Here is an 18,853-nt window from a genome sequence, read left to right on the forward strand (position 1 = left end):
TTGTTCCTCCTTGTTACGGATGGTTATTCAAAAATGGAAAATATAACGATAACCGCAGCCACATACAGAATGACGGTAATCAATATAGGCTTATCCTCAAACAAAACACGGTCGGGAGAGCCGCCTTTGTTCTTCATATGAATCAAATATAGATAACGGAACATGCCGTAAATGACAAGCGGGATCGTCCACATCAAATGAATCGTCCGGTTGGACGTGAACGTAAACAGCGAATAACTGATAATGGTCGCCGTAGTCACAATCGTGTTGAATTGATCGAGCAGCGTAACAGAATAATGATCCAAAACCTTACGATGCGATCCCGTATTGCCTTCCAGCAGTACGAGTTCGTGACGCCGTTTACCGATAGCCAAAAATAGCGACAACAGCATCGTACAGATCAGAAACCATGGCGTAAAAGGAACATGAATCAGCACACCCCCGGCAATCGCACGCAGCACAAACCCGGCGGCAATCGTCATGACATCCATGATCACTATATGTTTGAGCACAAACGAATACGATACATTAAGCGCAAAATAGACGATGCACAACACGCCGAATAATGGGTTTAACATCATTGCCGAGCCTACGGACAAGACCAGCAACCCGATTCCAAACCCAAGCGCCTGACGGGGGCTCACTTGTCCCGATGCGATCGGGCGGTTTCTTTTCACGGGATGCTGGCGATCCCGTTCGCGGTCCACGTAATCGTTCAAAATATATACGCAGCCTGCCACCAGACTGAACAGGAAAAAACCGACGAGTGTAGCGATGACCGTTTCTGTTCGAATTTCCTCAAAAGAAAAAACCAAAGCGGCAAAAAGCAGCAAATTTTTCGTCCATTGCTTTGGGCGCAGCAGGCGGATATACCCCGCCACCACGCTTTCGTCCGTTTTGCTTGCAGATGATGAAATATTTGGACGTGATGATAACAACCTCATCGTCTCCCTTCCCAAAAAAACTCCATTAACATTCATTTTACTACACAAATAATAAACGAAAAATAAATAATAAATCACTTGGTACTTTTTGTAAAGACAAAACTAAGAAATTGCGAGACAAAACAAAAAAGAGACCTTTTCGGTCTCTTTTCATATCAACGAATGATTTGACATTTTAAAATTCGAACTGCACGTCGCTCAGGCGGCGTTTGATTTCAGCAATGACACGCTTCTCTTCTTCTTCGCCTTGAGCGATGAAGGTAACCGAGAAACGCACGAAGTTGCCGGCATCATCCCAAGGCACCGACGAAATCAGTTTTTCGCGAATCAGGAACTGGGAGAAATCCTCGCCGGATTCGAAGCGGCGTCCGCCGACAACACCCTTAGGAGCTTCGACATACAGGAAGAAGGAGCCTTTGGGTTTCTCTGCTTTGAAGCCAAGTTCGTTCAACGCGGACACGAGCAAATCGTGACGGCGGGAATATTTCTCGGCGATTTTCTCGGTAATTTCCGGATGGCTCAAGCCATAGGCCGCAGCCTTTTGAATCGCGATGAACTGACCGGAATCGTTGTTGTCTTTTACGTCGCTGAACGCTTTGACAACAAGCGGATTGCCTGCCACAAACCCGATTCTCCAGCCTGTCATGTTGTAGGATTTGGACAAGGAATGCAGCTCCACGCCAACATCCTTCGCTCCAGGTACGGACAGGAAGCTGAATGGTTTGTTTCCATCGTAAGTCAATGCTGCATACGGAGCATCATGTACGACGACAACGCTGTATTTTTTAGCCCACTCGACCACTTCAGTGAAAAACTCAACCGTTGCGGCTGCACCCGTAGGATTGTTTGGATAGTTCAAGTAAAGCAGTTTCGCGCGTTTAGCGATATCTTCCGGAATGGAGGACAGGTCAGGCAGGAAGTTGTTCTCTTTCGTCAATTGAACGTTATACACTTCTCCGCCGAGGTACTTCGTGTGTGTACCCATAACCGGATAGCCCGGAACCGTCATGATGGTCACGTCGCCAGGATTAATAAAGCAGGAAGGCATCATGGCCAAAGCCGGCTTGGAACCGATCGAGTGCACGATTTCCGTTGCGGCATCGATGCCGTCCACGTTAAAAACGTTTTTCAGGTAGGCCGCAGCGGCTTCCTTGAATTCAGGAATACCGTTGTCTGCATAACCGCGGTTCTCCGGTTTGGCTGCTTCTTCAGCCAATGCGGCAACGATGCCTGCATCTGCCATCTCGTCAGGCTCGCCAACGCCGAGGTCAATCAGTTCAACATCCGGAAAATCCTTTTTGGCGGAAGCTTTGGCGCGTTTGATTTTTTCGAATTTATAGATGTTCGTGTCTTTGCCATAGTTAGCGCCACCGATGCGGTCAGCGAAGTTGGTCTGGATGTAGGTTTCTTGATATTTGTCGATACTCATAGCGATATTCATCTCCTCGTTTTGACGCAAGTTTCTATTCCACTATGAAGCATTTACATGGTCTTATCCATGGACAAAACACCCGAACATTTGTACTTTCAGCGTCCTAACGGCTGCGCAATGAGGCGAGAACATCCTCCATGTCCTGCGGCAGCGGAGCCGTGAATTCCATATATTCCCCGCTCGTCGGATGCACGAATCCAAGCACTGCCGCATGCAATGCCTGTCCTTGCATTTTAATACCTTTGTTGCGACCGTATACCGGATCGCCGACCAGCGGATGCCCGATGAATTTCATGTGCACCCGGATCTGATGCGTACGTCCCGTTTCCAGCTTCAGTTCAAGCAACGTATAATCATTGATGCGCTCTGTAACAGTGAAGTGAGTCACTGCATGCTTGCTGTTTCGTTCCGTGACGGTATACATTTTCCGATCATGAGGATCACGGCCAATCGGGGCATCAATCGTGCCTTGATCGTGGCTGAGATGGCCGTGCACAAGCGCAATGTAACGCCGATTTACGCTGTGTTCCTTTAGCTGTGCAGCCAGGGAAGCATGCGCACGATCGTTTTTGGCCGCCATGAGCAGTCCCGATGTGTCTTTGTCGATCCGATGCACGATTCCGGGACGAAGCTCGCCGTTAATGCCTGACAAGTCCTTGCAGTGGTACATCAACGCGTTCACGAGCGTCCCGGACAGATGGCCGGGTGCAGGATGAACGACGAGGCCGCGCGGTTTGTTGACCACGATGACATCGCTGTCTTCATATACGACTTCCAGCGGAATGTCCTCGGCAGCAATCTCCACCGCGGCAGGCTCCGGAATCTCAAGCACCACGACGTCGCCTTCGGACAACTTGGCATTCGCTTTCGTCGCGCTGCCATTGACCGTAACCAATCCATCGCCGATCCACAATTGGACTTGAGAGCGGGATACGTCCTCCAGCGACTCCGTAATATATTTGTCAATGCGCTCCTTTTTATGCTCGGGAGCTACAGTCCATTCCATTCGTTCTTTGCCTTGAAGAAGATCGTCTTCCTGGCCGTATTTTCCCAAAGCGGAGACGTCTTCCTGACTTTTTGCTGCGTCATCAAAACGGTTACTCATGCGTTTCATTCCCTTCAATCTTTGCAGCGGCTTTCTCTCTGCGTCCTTCAAGCAGCGTTTCAAGCACGATCAAGGCCACCCCGATACATATGGCCGAGTCGGCAATGTTAAAGATGGGAAACGTATAACTTCCAAAATTAAGCTGAACAAAGTCAACGACTTCACCGGTCAATGCCCGGTCCAGGAAGTTGCCGATCGCCCCCCCAAGCACCAGACTAAGTGCTACAGGCAGCAATTTGTGCGGACTGTTTTTTACTTTTTGCAAATACCATACCAGAGCAACAACTACAACAATGGTCACCACGATAAAAAACCAGCGTTGGTTTTGCAAAATGCCAAACGCCGCGCCGGCATTGCGGTGAGAGGTAATAACGAAGAAATTGCCGATGACCGGAATTTCGTCGTCGATGGTCATTTGTGTGGCGATCAGGTACTTTGTGCCCTGATCCACCAAAAAAACGATAAAAGCGAGGATATAGTACACCACGTTTTTTGTCACTCCGATCTTGTCTTTTCCATACGATACCAGGCTTTGCGCCAGACTTGTCCATTGTAGCACAGCTGTTTGGAAATCGTCCACGGCCCGTGCGAAAGGCGGCTTCATGGCAAAAAGGATAACATTTTCCTTCTGTATTCCTGCCCGAAATGGCACATCCTACAACGGAGTACACATTCGGCTTAGCAGGTTCAACATATCGCTGCGGAAAGGGGAATACCATGGCACATCTATCACCGGAACAGTTACATTCCTTGCGTACCCAACTGATCACCGAGAAACGGCACATCGAACATCGGCTTGCCGAGAACGAACATTATGGGCTAGGCGATTCAATGAAATTGCAGACCGGCGAGCTTTCCCCCATCGATAATCACCCGGGAGACGTAGGCACAGAAATGTACGAACGTGCAAAAGACATCTCCTTGCTGGAACATGATGAATTTCAGGTGGAACGAATTGCTTCCGCTTTGCAATCCATGGACGAAGGGAGATACGGCATCTGTGTCGTTTGCAGGCAGCCGATTTCCTTTGAGCGTCTTCAAGCCGTGCCTTATACCCAGTATTGCGTCGACCATCAACCCGGCCATGTCTCCAGCGACCGACCTGTCGAAGAACAATTTTTGGAACCTCCCTTTGGCCGAACAAGTTTGGATGAGCGCGAGGACCAAAACGGTTTCGATGGGGAAGACGCATGGCAAATCGTCGAGAGCTGGGGAACATCCAATACTCCGGCCATGGCCGAAGGCTCGGACATCGACAGCTATGATGTGATGTCGATCGAAGCTACAGATGAAGTCGAAGGCTGCGTTGAAGCTTATGAAAGCTTTGTGGCCACCGATATTTACGGACATGACGTATCCATCGTACGCAACCGGCAATACAAGGAATACCTTGAACGAGGCGAAGGCGAAGGATTGCTTGAACCGGATGTCGAATTTTCCGATGATTTATATTGAGGCTGCCCGTTAATTCCTAATACGTATTCAATTCAAGCTGACGCTGAACAATACGAACAATATCGGCTATATAATCCCCCACGATTGGCAGGTTCAATGCACCAAGCATCTGTAATAAATAAATGATCGTCGCTGCAAAAAAAGTAAAGCCGATCGCAATGCCCACTCCTCTGGCAGCTCCGGATAACAGATTAAGCCCAATCAGCTTCCAGGGGCGGTACAGCAGCTCCGTATATTGCGAAATGCGGGAACGTTCCAGTTCCTGAGCGATTCGGCTCGTCAGGGTGAACAGCTCCTTTATTTGTTCGTTCGAGTCCAATGCAGGCGGAACGGAAGATGTTGTCTTCGCCTGTGCTTCGGTTGACGGTTTATTCTTTGGTTCAGTCATGATTTCCGCTCATTTCTGTATGGGGTTTATACCATAATGGCAATGTACACCCTATAGTCATTGCCCATTTGCCTTAAAATCAAACGAGCCGGGAAACAGGGTAACCCTGAATCCGCGGCTCGTTTGCATGTTTTTCGTATGATATGTTCGGGTACTCCAACTACTCGATCGCTACACCGATGTTTTTACCGGCAGCTTCGACACGTTCCATGGACTCACTGGAACCAAAAGCCACGTCCGTCACGAGCACGTTTTCACGCAGCACATGATCGAAAGCTTCGATGGCTGCCTGCAATTCGGCATCGACGTCCAGCGTCAGGCGCACTCTTTTCTCGATCGGCAGATCGAGTTTTTTGCGTGTATCCTGAACCACGCGCACCACTTCGCGAACCAGGCCTTCCTGTTCCAGCTCAGGCGTGATTTCGGTATTGAATGCAACCGTCAAGCCATATCCCGAAGCGGAAGCAAAGCCGGTTTTGGCTTGTTTTTCAACCAGCAGCTCTTCTTCGGTCACTTGCAATTCTTCCCCATCCGGAGAAACGACATTGAATCGGCCCTCTGTTACCACTTTGCGCGTCTCATCCGGCGTCATGCCTTTGAACAGGTTTTGCAAGAATCCAACGTTTTTGCCATATTTCTTGCCGGCTACTTTCAGGTTCAGCTTCAACGTGAAGTCAACGAAATCGGCGTCGTTATGCTCAGCCCGGATCGTTTTTACGTTGATCTCTTCCTTGATGATGTCCTCATAGTCGGAAAGATTAAAGCCTTTGTCCAGCGAAACGATCAGCTCGGACAACGGTTGACGCGTTTTCACGCCGGTCTCGTTACGCACATTGCGTGCCAACTCAACTACCCGGCGAGCCGTCTCCATATCCCGTTCCAATTCCAAATCGATCAAAGACTCGTTCGCTGCCGGATAGTCATCCATATGCACGCTTTCGCCGTTGCTCAAATTCAGATAGATGTCTTCCGCCAGCATCGGCGTAAATGGAGCCACCAATTTGGCTGTTGTCACGAGCACCTCAGTCAGCGTGCGGTATGCATCCAATTTATCCTCAGTCAGTCCGCTGCCCCAGAAACGATCGCGGGAACGGCGGATATACCAGTTGCTGAGCTCATCGACAAACGCTTCGATCGCTTTGGAGGAGTTCAGATAATCGTTAACGTTCAGCGCCTTTTCAACAACAAGGATCAGGCTGTTCAATCTGGACAGAATCCAGCGATCCAGATTGTGGGCAGACACTTTGAACGGATGTTCTTGCGGATCGAATCCGTCAATCGTCGCATACAGCGTCAAGAATGCATGGGTATTCACCAACGTATCGACCATTTTGGATTTGGCTTCCGCCACGATGCCTTTGGAGAAACGTTTGCTGTTCCATGGCGCGCTGTCCGAGAGCAGGGCCCAACGGAATGCATCGGTACCGAACTCTTCGATGACATCCCATGGATCGATGACATTGCCCTTGGATTTGGACATTTTTTGCCCATTCTCATCCAGCACGTGTCCGGTTGCCATAACCGCTTTGTATGGCGCTTTGCCTGTCAGCAATGTGGAAACCGCCAGCAAGCTGTAGAACCAGCCGCGCGTCTGGTCGATCCCTTCGCAGATCATGTCTGCAGGGAACTGCTGCGCAAAGATATCTTGATTCTCAAACGGATAATGCTGCTGCGCAAATGGCATGGAGCCGCTGTCGAACCAAACGTCGATCACTTCCGGCGTTCGTTTCATTTCGTATTTTCCGCAAGAACTGAGTACCTTCACTTCATCGACGTAAGGCTTGTGCAATTCCAGGTTTTCCGGTACATCCCCGATCGCGCGAGCACGCAGTTCGGCAATGCTGTGCGGAGCAAACTGTTCGCCGGTCTCCTCGCACACCCAGATGTTCAGCGGTGTTCCCCAGTACCGGTCACGGCTGATGTTCCAATCCACCAGATCTTCGAGGAATTTGCCGAAACGTCCTTCGCGAACGTGACCCGGATACCACTCCACTTCACTGTTGTTGGCGATCAATTGGTCTCTGATCGCAGTCGTTTGGATAAACCAGCTGTCCATGGCGTAGTACAGCAGAGGTGTATCGCAACGCCAGCAGAATGGATAGCTGTGCTCATATTTTTCTTTGCTGAACAGGCGCCCTTTTTCAGACAGATATCTCACGATGTCCACATCGCAATCTTTGACGAAACGTCCGGCAAAATCAGTAACCTGAGCTACGAATTTACCCTCCAGATCAACCATGTTCACAAAACTGATGCCGTTCTCGCGGCAAACGCGATAGTCGTCCTCGCCGTGGGCAGGCGCCATGTGTACGATCCCTGTACCGCTTGCATCGGTTACGAAGCCTGCTCCCAGGATGATATTGGTTTTCTCTGCTTTAATGTAGTTGAATGGAGGATCATAGGTTTTGCCAACCAGGTCGGAACCTTTCAGTGTGCCAATGACTTCATAATCACCTTTTGCGTCTTTCATGACTTTCTCGACCAGGTTAGTCGCCATGATGTACACTTCACCATTCTGGCTTACGCGGGAATATTCCATGTCCGGATTCACCGCAAGCGCAACGTGGGATGGCAGCGTCCATGGCGTTGTCGTCCATGCCAGTACAAATTCTCCGCTGTCATCCAGCTTGAATTTGGCAGTGGCACTGAGGTCTTTAACATCCTTGTAGCCTTGGGCAACCTCATGGGAGCTCAGCGTTGTCTGACAGGAAGGACAATACGGGCTTACGCGATGACCGCGATACAGCAGCCCTTTCTCGTGAATGGTCGCAAGGATGTTCCACACGCTTTCGATATAGTTGTTGTCGAGCGTGATATAAGGGTTATCCATGTCCGTCCAGTAGGCGATGCCTTCTGTCAGGTCTCTCCATTGTTGCTCATATTCAAAAACGCTGGCTTTACATTCATTGATGAACTTTTCCACGCCATAATCTTCGATTTCCCATTTATGAGAGATGCCCAGTTTCTTCTGCACGCCCAGCTCCACCGGCAAACCATGTGTATCCCAGCCCGCTTTGCGCACGACGCGATATCCCTTCATCGTATTGTAACGGCCGATAAAGTCTTTGATGACGCGCCCGAGCACGTGTCCGATATGCGGCTTTCCGTTTGCAGTAGGCGGACCTTCATAAAAAACGAAATTCGGCTTCCCTTCGCGGTTTTCGATCGATCTTTTGAAGGTGTTTTCTTCCTTCCATTTGTTCAGCATGCGCAGTTCTCTTGCGCGGGCCTTCTCCTTGACGTCAACTCTTTGCATGATGATATCTTTCCTTTCGACATTGGTTAATTGTGGACCGTTTCAATCCCCCTAAATCCCCCTTCCCAAGGGGGACCCCATAGGCGCTCCGCCCTCTGGACACCCGGCATGGTTTGTCGGGGGCGAGCATGCGGCGCGTGGGTGGTGCTGCGTGCGGGGAGTCGGCCCTTATGCGGCTGTTCCTTTTCAGGAACGCCCCAGGGCCTCGACTTCGCCGCATGGGGCCCTTTGGCCGATGGCTTCGCTCCATCGGCGGTGGGCTCTCTGCCTGAGGTCCCTGCGGGCCTCATGGGCGATCGCCTTGGCGAGGCCTTTGGGCCGATGGCTTCGCTCCATCGGCGGTGGGCTCTCTGCCTGAGGTCCCTGCGGGCCTCATGGGCGTTCGCCTTGGCGAGGCCTTTGGGCCGATGGCTTCGCTCCATCGGCGGTGGGCTCCCTGCCTGAGGTCCCTGCGGGCCTCATGGACGCTCGCCTTGGCGGAGGCTCTGGCCGATGGCTTCGCTCCATCGGCGCTGGGCTCCCTGCCTGAGGTCCCTGCGGGCCTCATGGGCGCTCGCCTTGGCGGAGGCTCTGGCCGATGGCTTCGCTCCATCGGCGCTGGGCTCCCTGCCTGAGGTCCCTGCGGGCCTCATGGGCGCTCGCCTTGGCGAGGCCTTTGGGCCGATGGCTTCGCTCCATCGGCGGTGGGCTCCCTGCCTGAGGTACCTGCGGGCCTCATGGGCGCTCGCCTTGGCGGAGGCTCTGGCCGATGGCTTCGCTCCATCGGCGGTGGGCTCCCTGCCTGAGGTCCCTGCGGGCCTCATGGACGCTCGCCTTGGCGGAGGCTCTGGCCGATGGCTTCGCTCCATCGGCGCTGGGCTCCCTGCCTGAGGTCCCTGCGGGCCTCATGGGCGCTCGCCTTGGCGGAGGCTCTGGCCGATGGCTTCGCTCCATCGGCGCTGGGCTCCCTGCCTGAGGTCCCTGCGGGCCTCATGGGCGCTCGCCTTGGCGAGGCCTTTGGGCCGATGGCTTCGCTCCATCGGCGCTGGGCTCCCTGCCTGAGGTACCTGCGGGCCTCATGGGCGCTCGCCTTGGCGGAGGCTCTGGCCGATGGCTTCGCTCCATCGGCGGCGGGCTCTCTGCCTGAGGTCCCTGCGGGCCTCATGGGCGCTCGCCTTTTTTAAACACCAAAAAACCCCGTCCCGGAAAGGGACGAGGTTGTGCTCGCGTTACCACCCTAATTCTGTTCATCACAAACCATAACCAAATATCTTGGGTATGCTTTGTCATCAACAGCACTTATGCCCTGCTCAGTATACAGGGTGCCGATATAACGTTCGGCTAACGGCTTCGCTTACGCACGGATACATTAAACCGCTTCAGCGTCGCTTCTCCGGGATGATATTCGGCTATAACCCATCCATTGGCTTGCACCAAACGCCAACTCTCTGAGGGATGCAATCATAACGTACTGAACCCGTCATGGAATCACTATTCATTATGAATATAGTTATAGCCTCTTTACCGGTAAAAGTCAACCGGGCGGGCGTTTAATAAATTTCCTTCATTTCCCGTTCGCGTTCAAGGACTTCTTGTTCCCGGCTCTCCAGCGCTTCCCAACCGTCCTGAGACAACAGTTCCAATTGGGCCTCGACCAGCGTACGGAAACGGGCGCGGTAAATGGATGCCTGCTTTTTCAGCTCTTCCACTTCCAAAGAAACCTTGCGCGATTTCGCCAAAGCCTCGTTGACGATTCGGTCGGCGTTTTTCTCCGCTTCCTTCACGATCAGCTGAGCTTCCTTCTTGGCGTTGTTCTTCACATCGTCCGCTGCTTCCTGGGCGATAATGATCGTTTTGCTAAGCGTCTCCTCAATCGTGGCAAAATGGTCCAGCTTCTCCTGAACGGACAGCAACTGATTGGTCAGTTCCTTGTTTTCGCGGATGACGCCTTCGTAATCTTTGATGACTTGATCAAGAAATTCGTTGACTTCATCCTCGTCATACCCGCGCAACCGTCGGGAGAATTCCTTGTTGTGTATGTCCAGCGGCGTTAATGGCAAGCTGTCCACCTCCTGTAAAAGTTCCTTCTCGTGCCGAGAAAGTTTGCAGCATATATAGGTTTCTTACAAAGAAGCCAGGCAACCGGCTTCTTGGAAGATTCCTACGTTTGCATCATGGAATGAGATACGGTGAACCCGGAGGGCCATACAGCATCCCATCCATCCTCATTGTTTATCGGAAACCCCAAATATTTATTTCACCTTTAGTTTAGTTATTTCGACAAGAATAAGAGATTTCCTGCAACGAGCTATGCAAATTTGCCGATTTTTACGCGACAGCGTCCTTTTTTGGTCATGCCATCCAGTTCCAGTACCTTAAACCGACCAAATCCGCGAACGGAAACGACATCCCCTGCGTTGAGAAGCTTGGACGGGTCTTCTTCCACTTTCCAGTTCACGCGGCAGCGACCCGCTTTGATCGGGAGCAGCGCCTTGCTTCGGCTCATCCGGTATACGTCCGCGCAAATACCGTCCAGCCGCAAAGAAGCAACGGTGATGTCCAGAATCTCAAGCTTCGTTTCCGACCATCGCAATTGATCCAGCGGCAGCAGCTCGGTAAATACGTGCACCCGATGCACCTGATTCATTTGCAGCGATAAAAAAGCGCTGGTTTCCGACGCTACCACAGCGTGGCACCCGTCTTCCAGCACTTGGATATCCCCGATTTTGCCGCGTTTCATGCCAAGCCCGAGCAAAGCTCCCATGTAGTCGCCGTGCTCCAATTCGGCAATTTTGGAGTCATCGGACGAAATGCTGAGCACCTGCATATTCATATCTTCATCGTCAAGGTAGCGGTAATCCGGGGCGATCAGAGCACGCTTTCGTTCGGCGGACGCGTATCCGCCATCAAAACGCACTTGGACATCCGTCCGCCGATTGACTAGCGTTTGCAGTATAAACATCTGCCTGGGATCCAAAAAATCCGTCAGCCGGGTGTCATGCCTTTCCCCGGCACGTTCCACCCATTCCGCTGCCTTATCCACGAAATCCCGTTCATCCGGCGTAAAATGTTCATATATTCCATTACCCATGGTCGATTCCTACCTTACATAAAACGGAGAAGAATGGACTTCAAGCCCACTTCCGCCAATTGAAGTGTAATCAAGGCCACGATCGGCGAAATGTCCAGCATTCCGAATAACGGCGGAATAAACCGCCTGAACGGGCTCAGGAAAGGTTCAACGAGTTTGGCAAGCCATTCTCCGACAGCGCTCTCCCGAGCATTGGGAAGCCACGACAAAAGCACATACGCAATAATCATGTAGAGGTAAATTTGGAACGCGATGGATACGACACTATAAATTAGACTCAAAAAAGGCTCACCTCATCCTGTTATAATCTTGTTCGCTCTCAGCCAGAATTTCCGTAATGGTACCCTGGATCTCTACCGTGTCTGGCGTGCAGAGAAAAATGTTACCGCCGATTTTGGAAATACCGCCGCCCAGGGCGTACACCGTTCCGCTCAAAAAATCAATGACGCGCAAAGCCTGGTCCTGGCGAACACGCTGCAAATTAACGACGACCGTACGATGCGAACGCAGATGATCGGCAATTTCTTGAGCCTCGTCATAGGAGCGCGGTTCATACAAAACAACTTTCACATTTTTCTGGGAATGAATGCTTACCACATTATTGCCCCTTTGTGTTCTACGTTTATCCAGCTCGGAGGTTTCAGGTTCATGGTGATCCGGCTCGGATTCTTCTTGTGCAGCCAAACGTTCACGTTCCACAATCTCTTCTTCTTCCTGGAGTCCAAAGAAATTCATGAATTTATTCATTACGCTCATCGTGAACCCTCCTCTTTCCCTACGAGAATCGATCCCAGTCGAACCCAGGTTGCTCCCTCTTCAATCGCCACTTCAAAATCATTGGACATGCCCATGGATAATTCAGTCAGCGGTTCTTGTGTCAGGGCCTGTCCATTCAAACGGTCTCGCAGTTCCCGCAATCCGCGAAATACGGGACGAGTCAGCTCCGGGTCCTCTTCATGAGGGGCCATCGTCATTAGGCCGATAACCTTGATATGATCCAATGAGCCTATTTCACGTAAAAAGCCGGCTGCGTCTTCAGGCTGCAAACCATACTTGCTCTCTTCACCCGAAATGTTGACCTGCAAAAACGTTTCCACGCCAATGCCCAGCGCAGCCGCCTTTTTGTTCAATTCCTTCGCCAGCGATAACCGGTCCAGCGAATGTATGTAACGAAATTTTCCGACAACGTCCTTGACCTTGTTCGTCTGCAGGTGGCCGATAAAATGCCAGATTCCCTGCTGCCCATAGGCTTCCCATTTGGCCTGCGCATCCTGCCAGCGATTTTCTCCGATATGCTCAAGCCCGCGGTCCAGCACAGCTCCCGTCGTTTCCAGCGAAACGTACTTCGTGACGGCAATCACGTTAACATCCTCGCGATTGCGGCCGCTGCGCCGACACGCGGCTTCGATCTTCTGATTTACCTGTTGTATACGTTCCTCCAAAGACACAGAGGTTCACCTCTCTTCCAGCCCAATCCAGCTAGCCATGCGCCCGGTAGTTCCGATTTCTTTCCGGTAAGAGAAGAAAATGTCCGGGTTGCAGCTTGTACACCAAGTAGTACATTCGATATGATCCGGCAATATTCCTGCTTTCATCATAATGTGTCGATTGCATTCTTTCAAGTTTAACATCGTTTTGCCATTGCCGGCCGAATGGAAGATCAGGTTGCCATTTGCCCCATACCCCTCATTACCCTCGGCCCCGTCAAGCCAAACCCGCACATGTTTCATGACGGCCTCATCCACCTCGTAACAGCAATCGCCGATGGAAGGGCCGATCGCGGTTCGGATATGATGCCTTTGGCTGCCGTACTCCTGCTCCATTTTCTCGATCACGGATTCGGCAATGCCCGCTACCGTCCCTTTCCAGCCGGCATGAGCAAGCCCTACTGCACCTCGTACGGGATCGTAGAAATATAATGGCACGCAGTCCGCGTAGAAGGAGGTCAGCAGGACACCCGGCACATCCGTAACCAAGCCGTCCGTATCTTGAAAGGCAGATTCGCGATCCATCCACCCCCGCCCCCGGTCTTCAGCCCGAACGACGGCAACCCGTTTGCCATGAACCTGCTCTCCGCACGTCCAGGCACTTTCCGAAAAGCCCAGCTTGGATGCAATCCGCTTTCGATTGTTGAGAACCGTTACCGGATCATCACCGACGTGATACGCACAATTCAGGCTTCCATAAGGAGCACTTCCGTTCCCTCCCTGCCTCGTCGTAAATCCTGCACTCAAACCGTCATATTGCTCTCTCCACGGCTTCACATATATCAACAACGGCTCGGGAGCCGCTGCATTTTCCGGGCCCCCACTCTTAAGCATCTGTTCCTGTTCCAACACAAAAGGTTCCATCTTCATATTTTTCACCTCGCAAGCTCCAGTGTACCAAATGAACCCCTGTCCTGTCTCGTTCAGATCGACCGGCGCTGACTTCGCTCCAGACGTTCCGTTCGATCCATTCGTTCTGCGCGGCTGATCTGCGCATCATACATGCGAGCCTCGCGTTCCCCTTCATCGTATGAAGGCTCCTTGACTTCATCCATCTTCACCAATATGACGTCGGAGCCGATCTTGACGATGTTTCGCCATGGAATGATCAGGTCCGTGCCCCCTCCAAACAATCCCATGAAGCGGGTATACCCCGGCACCACGATGGCCTCGATCCTCCCCTGCCTTAAATCCAGTTCCAAATCGCTGATCTGACCCAATCGTTTGCCATCGGTAATATTGATGACCTCTTTGGTTTGAAAATCGGAAATCTTCATGCCTCTGCCCGTCTGGGCGCCCACATTTCCTTTCATCGGGTTCCGCCTCCAGTCTGCTTCCGCTCCTGCCCGTTCTTTCATTCTATACACTATATGTACGGGCGGGGAAAAATGTCCTGTTTTTAGGCAGGCGGCCGCACAGCGAAACATCTCCGTATTACCATGCACCCCAAAATAAAAGAGCGACTCCGGGTTATCCCGGATCATCGCCCTATCTCGTATCGTTTATGACTTCACGTGTTTTTGCATCTGCTGAATGGCCGACTTCTCCAAACGCGAGACCTGTGCCTGGGAAATCCCGATTTCATCCGCCACTTCCATTTGGGTTTTCCCTTCGAAAAAACGCATGGACAAAATCATTTTCTCCCGTTGTCCCAGCCGATGCATCGCCTCGCGCAAAGCGATTTCCTCGATCCAGGAAACGTCCTTGTTTTTGTCGTCGCTGATCTGATCCATCACATAGATGGGGTCGCCTCCGTCGTGATAAATGGGTTCGAAGAGCGATACCGGGTCCTGAATGGCATCAAGGGCAAATACCACGTCTTCTTTGGGCACGTTCAGCGCTTCGGAAATTTCGAAAATGGTCGGTTCGCGAGAGTTTTTGTTCGTCAGGCTATCCCGGACTTGGAGCGCTTTATAAGCAATGTCCCGGAGAGAACGGGATACGCGAATCGGGTTGTTGTCGCGCAGATATCGACGAATTTCACCGATGATCATCGGCACTGCGTATGTTGAAAATTTGACATTTTGGGATAAATCAAAATTATCAATGGCTTTCATCAGGCCTATGCAGCCAACCTGGAACAGATCATCGACAAACTCCCCCCGATTGTTGAAACGCTGAATGACGCTGAGCACGAGGCGCAGATTGCCATTCACCAATTTCTCTCTTGCTGAGCGATCATGGTGCTGCTGAAGGGAATGAAACAATTCCCGCATTTCTACGTTGGTGAGGACAGGCAATTTTGCAGTGTCCACGCCACAAATCTCGACTTTGTTTCGGGTCATCGTGATTTACCTCCCAAGGAGAAACATTAATGTACATTATCTCCGGGGCAGGCTTTTTTATTCGCAGCTGGCATGCTTGCCAGTAATACCCATAAATTAAACAAACCGGATCTGCGGCGCTTCAAACCATCTTGTTGAACTCTTTGCGCAGCCTCTTGATGATCCGTTTCTCCAGGCGGGAAATATAGGATTGGGAGATTCCCAGCAGATCGGCCACATCCTTCTGCGTTTTCTCTTCCCCGTCCTGCAGCCCGAACCGCAGCTCCATGATCATTCGCTCGCGATCGGTCAATTTGTCGAGCGCTTTATGCAAAAGCTTCCGATCAACCTGCTCCTCGATGTTTCGGTAGATTGTATCATTCTCAGTGCCAAGCACGTCAGACAGGAGCAGCTCATTTCCATCCCAATCGATATTGAGCGGTTCATCAAACGAAACCTCTGTCCGGATTTTGCTGTTGCGCCGTAAATACATCAAAATCTCATTTTCGATACAACGCGAAGCATACGTCGCCAGCTTGATTTTTTTCTCCGGGTCAAACGTATTCACGGCTTTGATTAACCCGATGGCCCCGATGGATACCAGGTCTTCAATGTTGATGCCCGTATTTTCGAATTTGCGCGCAATGTACACTACCAGCCGCAAGTTTCGTTCGATCAGCATCGCGCGGATCGCAGCGTCGCCCGAAGAGAGCTTTTGCAGCAGATACTCTTCTTCCTCACGCGTTAACGGAGGCGGTAACGCCTCGCTTCCGCCAATGTAATAGATTTCCTCGCTCTTGAGTCCAAGCAAAAATAAAAAACGATAATATTGAAGCTGCGCTACCAGTTTCCATTTCAAAAGCATGCACGTTCCTCCTATACCACATTCAGCGGCTTTTCTGTTGTTCCTGCAGTGCCGGCGATCGGCGCTCCACCGCTGGAATCCTGCACGAGGTCAGGGTGAATGACCGCCTGATATTTTCCTTCGGACGATAACGTTCCCCCATCCAAACCTATCAGGACTCTGGTTGTTTCATAACAGATCCCACCCATCGTTACCTTCACCCGATCCGGCTTGATTGCCAGCATAAACGCAGTCCCCTTATTGATGCCCCGATAGGGTACAAGCCTCAATCGATCCTGCCAGTGAAATTGCTCCTGATTCATGTCCATAATAAGGTTGTCCGGCGCCTCATGTTTCAATCTGTCCTTCCAGGAACCCGGCAGCCATTGCTGCCATTGCGAAACTTCCATCACCATAACGGGTTGACGGGTGAGCGGATCGGCAAGTTGGTTTCCCGTATCCAAAAGGCCTGTACAAGAAACGATCGCTTCATCAATGTATACATCGACCTGCCCTAGATACGTAGTCATCCGTTCTGCTTTACGCTTCGAGTTCTGCACGGCTTTGAACAACGCCAGCACCGCAAAAAATACGATAAACGTAAACCAAAACGCGATTTTCAAATCAAACGACATTCCGCCAGATGCCGTAAACCAGATTCCGTTGAACAGCTCACCCGAGCTCTGAAGCATGTAGTGCACGCCCAGAATGCCCCCGGCAGCCACAAAATTGATGACATAAAAGGTTCCCAACGTTTTGCAGAATGCCTGCAGACCTTTGAAGCCAAACGCGATAAACAACATAATCAGGGACAATGTGAATTTGATCAGGAACGTGAACAGAAACGCGAGCTCAGGCACGAACATCATGACCACGTACAGTGCCCCCACAACGGCGGACAACAACCATCTCCACCAGACCAGCCTGCTCTTTCTCATCCATGCTGTCAGCCCGATGAGCGCACCGTCGATGCACAGGTTGGTCAAAAAAATGAGATCTACGTATACAACCACACGATCCACCTGCCCGCTCACCACATATCGAAATTATCGAAATTAACTGACTTCGATTCGCCGTGGTTGCTTATCTATCAATTTTGCAGCACAGTTTCCATATGGAACATACTCACAAGTATAGGGAACCCCTTTCTCAAAGTCTGTCTAAACATGGTGGAATGGCTTCAACTTTTTTTGTCGGAACGTGCGCTATGTGGGTTGTTCAGAATTTGTTCATTGGGGTATGGTACAATCTTCCTAAAGGAAATAGTTATCGAGGCACTTGTCGAGGAACCGGGCCGCGAATTGAAGAGAACCGGGTTGCAGTATGAAGGAGAAGGTGACTTGAAGTTCAGTCATGCTGATATTGTGAACGGCAAAGAACCCGGTTTCTCCATCAGGAGACCGGGTTCTGTCGCTTTCCATGAACGATCAATCGTTATTGTTATTACGCGTACGATTGCGCAAAAATGTCGGAATGTCCAGCTGATCGGCACTTGGCTGATTCCCAAACGGACGCAGGTTCGGAGAACGATTCTCCGCCGGTTCGCTCGTTGGCGTTGGTTTGCGGCCTGGAGGCGGTGATACCGGATTGTCTTCAAAACCGGTTGCAATGACAACGACTTTGATTTCCTCTTTCATGTTTTCGTCAATGATCGCACCAAAGATCATGTTTACTTCAGGGTCCGAAGCCGAAGTAACAATTTCCGCTGCTTCGTTCACTTCATACAGGGAAAGATTGATTCCGCCCGTAATGTTCATGATTACGCCGCGTGCGCCTTCAATCGAAGTTTCAAGCAATGGGCTCATGATCGCCTTACGTGCAGCTTCAGCCGCGCGGTTCTCTCCTGTTGCTTCGCCGATCCCCATCAGGGCCGATCCGCGTTCCGTCATGATCGTTTTGACGTCCGCGAAGTCAAGGTTGATCAATCCTGGAACGGCAATCAGGTCAGAAATGCCCTGAACGGCTTGACGAAGCACGTTATCCGCTTGACGGAACGCTTCGAGCATCGGCGTTTTTTTGTCGACGATTTCAAGCAAACGATCGTTCGGAATAACGATCAGCGTATCGACCTTTTCCTTAAGAGCTTCAATGCCTTGCTCCGCATGGCTGGAACGTTTCCGTCCTTCGAACGTAAATGGTCGGGTCACTACGCCTACCGTAAGGGCCCCGCATTCCTTGGCGATTTCGGCAATGACCGGTGCCGCGCCTGTTCCTGTACCTCCGCCCATTCCGGCAGTTACAAAAACCATGTCCGCACCTTTCAAGGTGTTCATGATCAGATCGCGGGATTCCTCGGCAGCTTTTTTACCTACCTCCGGGTTGGCACCGGCACCAAGACCTCGCGTCAACTTGTCGCCAATCTGCAATTTATGTTCGGATTTCGCCAAGTGCAACGCCTGCGCATCCGTATTCACCGTAATGAATTCTACGCCTTGCACTCCATTTTCGATCATCCGGTTGACAGCATTGCTTCCGCCGCCGCCCACACCGATAACCTTTATTTGAGCCAAGCTCTCCATCTCGAAATCAAATTCCAACATATTATTCCATCTCCCCCTCAATGTGCATGGATGGCCCGTCCAATTGGTATTGAACCGAATCAATTTCA

The 18,853-nt window shown here is 51.3% G+C and carries 20 protein-coding genes and 1 other annotated feature; of the genes, 1 reads left to right on the forward strand and 19 read right to left on the reverse strand.

Translation table 11 applies throughout. The features are described 5' to 3' along the window. Positions 1–23 precede the first annotated feature (23 nt). The 4 genes from MKY59_RS21895 to lspA form a co-directional block, all read right to left on the reverse strand. On the reverse strand, positions 24–917 hold the full coding sequence (locus MKY59_RS21895; protein WP_339278450.1) for a decaprenyl-phosphate phosphoribosyltransferase: 894 nt from the start codon (positions 915–917) through the stop codon (positions 24–26). 202 nt (positions 918–1,119) lie between these two features. Continuing rightward, entirely contained in the window at positions 1,120–2,373 is a 1,254-nt protein-coding gene (locus MKY59_RS21900; protein ID WP_339273836.1) for an LL-diaminopimelate aminotransferase, read from the reverse strand. A 106-nt stretch (positions 2,374–2,479) separates the two neighbouring features. Further along, positions 2,480–3,382 carry an RluA family pseudouridine synthase gene (locus MKY59_RS21905; protein ID WP_236416740.1) on the reverse strand — a complete coding sequence of 301 codons (903 nt, stop codon included), beginning with the start codon at positions 3,380–3,382 and terminating at the stop codon, positions 2,480–2,482. A 91-nt stretch (positions 3,383–3,473) separates the two neighbouring features. Continuing rightward, positions 3,474–3,968, reverse strand: coding sequence for a signal peptidase II (gene lspA, locus MKY59_RS21910; protein WP_339273837.1), 495 nt, complete (start codon positions 3,966–3,968; stop codon positions 3,474–3,476). Between the two features lie 230 nt (positions 3,969–4,198). Between lspA and MKY59_RS21915 the strand changes: the two genes are divergently transcribed. After that, a complete protein-coding gene (locus tag MKY59_RS21915) occupies positions 4,199–4,936 on the forward strand; it encodes a TraR/DksA C4-type zinc finger protein (protein ID WP_236416605.1) in 738 nt (245 codons plus the stop codon). A 16-nt stretch (positions 4,937–4,952) separates the two neighbouring features. Here the strand turns inward: MKY59_RS21915 and MKY59_RS21920 are convergent, their stop codons facing one another. From MKY59_RS21920 to ftsZ, 15 genes are all read right to left on the reverse strand, one after another. Next, the gene (locus MKY59_RS21920) at positions 4,953–5,324 is read right to left on the reverse strand and encodes a DUF5665 domain-containing protein (protein WP_339273838.1); all 372 of its coding nucleotides are present in this window, start codon (positions 5,322–5,324) and stop codon (positions 4,953–4,955) included. Positions 5,325–5,484: 160 nt separating this feature from the next. Next, positions 5,485–8,580 carry an isoleucine--tRNA ligase gene (gene ileS, locus MKY59_RS21925; protein ID WP_339273839.1) on the reverse strand — a complete coding sequence of 1,032 codons (3,096 nt, stop codon included), beginning with the start codon at positions 8,578–8,580 and terminating at the stop codon, positions 5,485–5,487. 458 nt (positions 8,581–9,038) lie between these two features. Further along, a complete protein-coding gene (locus MKY59_RS21930; RefSeq protein ID WP_339273840.1) occupies positions 9,039–9,212 on the reverse strand; it encodes a hypothetical protein in 174 nt (57 codons plus the stop codon). Between the two features lie 167 nt (positions 9,213–9,379). Next, positions 9,380–9,553, reverse strand: a complete 174-nt coding sequence (locus MKY59_RS21935) for a hypothetical protein (RefSeq protein ID WP_339273840.1) — start codon at positions 9,551–9,553, stop codon at positions 9,380–9,382. Positions 9,554–9,764: 211 nt separating this feature from the next. Further along, positions 9,765–10,052, reverse strand: a binding site (T-box leader). Positions 10,053–10,109: 57 nt separating this feature from the next. After that, entirely contained in the window at positions 10,110–10,619 is a 510-nt protein-coding gene (locus MKY59_RS21940) for a DivIVA domain-containing protein (protein WP_236416609.1), read from the reverse strand. A gap of 248 nt (positions 10,620–10,867) precedes the next feature. Further along, positions 10,868–11,650, reverse strand: coding sequence for a YlmH/Sll1252 family protein (locus tag MKY59_RS21945; RefSeq protein WP_236416610.1), 783 nt, complete (start codon positions 11,648–11,650; stop codon positions 10,868–10,870). A gap of 14 nt (positions 11,651–11,664) precedes the next feature. Next, positions 11,665–11,931, reverse strand: coding sequence for a YggT family protein (locus MKY59_RS21950; RefSeq protein ID WP_290371453.1), 267 nt, complete (start codon positions 11,929–11,931; stop codon positions 11,665–11,667). Positions 11,932–11,938: 7 nt separating this feature from the next. Then, entirely contained in the window at positions 11,939–12,406 is a 468-nt protein-coding gene (locus MKY59_RS21955) for a cell division protein SepF (protein ID WP_236416611.1), read from the reverse strand. After that, positions 12,403–13,098 carry a YggS family pyridoxal phosphate-dependent enzyme gene (locus MKY59_RS21960; protein WP_339273841.1) on the reverse strand — a complete coding sequence of 232 codons (696 nt, stop codon included), beginning with the start codon at positions 13,096–13,098 and terminating at the stop codon, positions 12,403–12,405. Before MKY59_RS21960 ends, MKY59_RS21955 begins: the two co-directional genes overlap by 4 nt. A 6-nt stretch (positions 13,099–13,104) precedes the next feature. Beyond that, positions 13,105–14,001, reverse strand: a complete 897-nt coding sequence (gene pgeF / locus MKY59_RS21965) for a peptidoglycan editing factor PgeF (RefSeq protein ID WP_339278451.1) — start codon at positions 13,999–14,001, stop codon at positions 13,105–13,107. A gap of 59 nt (positions 14,002–14,060) precedes the next feature. Continuing rightward, positions 14,061–14,450, reverse strand: coding sequence for a YlmC/YmxH family sporulation protein (locus MKY59_RS21970; protein ID WP_236416613.1), 390 nt, complete (start codon positions 14,448–14,450; stop codon positions 14,061–14,063). A gap of 189 nt (positions 14,451–14,639) precedes the next feature. Next, entirely contained in the window at positions 14,640–15,422 is a 783-nt protein-coding gene (sigG, locus tag MKY59_RS21975; RefSeq protein WP_236416614.1) for an RNA polymerase sporulation sigma factor SigG, read from the reverse strand. A gap of 121 nt (positions 15,423–15,543) precedes the next feature. Continuing rightward, a complete protein-coding gene (gene sigE, locus MKY59_RS21980; protein WP_236416615.1) occupies positions 15,544–16,266 on the reverse strand; it encodes an RNA polymerase sporulation sigma factor SigE in 723 nt (240 codons plus the stop codon). Positions 16,267–16,277: 11 nt separating this feature from the next. Continuing rightward, positions 16,278–17,258: a sigma-E processing peptidase SpoIIGA gene (spoIIGA, locus tag MKY59_RS21985; RefSeq protein WP_339273842.1), complete on the reverse strand. Its 981-nt coding sequence runs from the start codon at positions 17,256–17,258 to the stop codon at positions 16,278–16,280. Positions 17,259–17,672: 414 nt separating this feature from the next. Continuing rightward, positions 17,673–18,785: a cell division protein FtsZ gene (ftsZ, locus tag MKY59_RS21990; protein WP_236416617.1), complete on the reverse strand. Its 1,113-nt coding sequence runs from the start codon at positions 18,783–18,785 to the stop codon at positions 17,673–17,675. Positions 18,786–18,853: the final 68 nt, after the last annotated feature.

This window comes from Paenibacillus sp. FSL W8-0426, assembly GCF_037969725.1.
Classification (GTDB): Bacteria; Bacillota; Bacilli; order Paenibacillales; family Paenibacillaceae; genus Paenibacillus; species Paenibacillus hubeiensis.

Excerpts from the sequence above, each read along its gene's own strand:
- MKY59_RS21900 (WP_339273836.1), bottom strand. The coding sequence starts at position 2,373 with ATGAGTATCGACAAATATCAAGAAACCTACATCCAGACCAACTTCGCT.
- MKY59_RS21905 (WP_236416740.1), bottom strand. The coding sequence starts at position 3,382 with ATGGAATGGACTGTAGCTCCCGAGCATAAAAAGGAGCGCATTGACAAA.
- MKY59_RS21915 (WP_236416605.1), top strand. The coding sequence starts at position 4,199 with ATGGCACATCTATCACCGGAACAGTTACATTCCTTGCGTACCCAACTG.
- MKY59_RS21920 (WP_339273838.1), bottom strand. The coding sequence starts at position 5,324 with ATGACTGAACCAAAGAATAAACCGTCAACCGAAGCACAGGCGAAGACA.
- ileS (WP_339273839.1), bottom strand. The coding sequence starts at position 8,580 with ATGCAAAGAGTTGACGTCAAGGAGAAGGCCCGCGCAAGAGAACTGCGC.
- MKY59_RS21930 (WP_339273840.1), bottom strand. The coding sequence starts at position 9,212 with ATGAGGCCCGCAGGGACCTCAGGCAGGGAGCCCAGCGCCGATGGAGCG.
- MKY59_RS21935 (WP_339273840.1), bottom strand. The coding sequence starts at position 9,553 with ATGAGGCCCGCAGGGACCTCAGGCAGGGAGCCCAGCGCCGATGGAGCG.
- MKY59_RS21945 (WP_236416610.1), bottom strand. The coding sequence starts at position 11,650 with ATGGGTAATGGAATATATGAACATTTTACGCCGGATGAACGGGATTTC.
- MKY59_RS21955 (WP_236416611.1), bottom strand. The coding sequence starts at position 12,406 with ATGAGCGTAATGAATAAATTCATGAATTTCTTTGGACTCCAGGAAGAA.
- pgeF (WP_339278451.1), bottom strand. The coding sequence starts at position 14,001 with ATGGAACCTTTTGTGTTGGAACAGGAACAGATGCTTAAGAGTGGGGGC.
- MKY59_RS21970 (WP_236416613.1), bottom strand. The coding sequence starts at position 14,450 with ATGAAAGGAAATGTGGGCGCCCAGACGGGCAGAGGCATGAAGATTTCC.
- sigG (WP_236416614.1), bottom strand. The coding sequence starts at position 15,422 with ATGACCCGAAACAAAGTCGAGATTTGTGGCGTGGACACTGCAAAATTG.
- sigE (WP_236416615.1), bottom strand. The coding sequence starts at position 16,266 with ATGCTTTTGAAATGGAAACTGGTAGCGCAGCTTCAATATTATCGTTTT.
- ftsZ (WP_236416617.1), bottom strand. The coding sequence starts at position 18,785 with ATGTTGGAATTTGATTTCGAGATGGAGAGCTTGGCTCAAATAAAGGTT.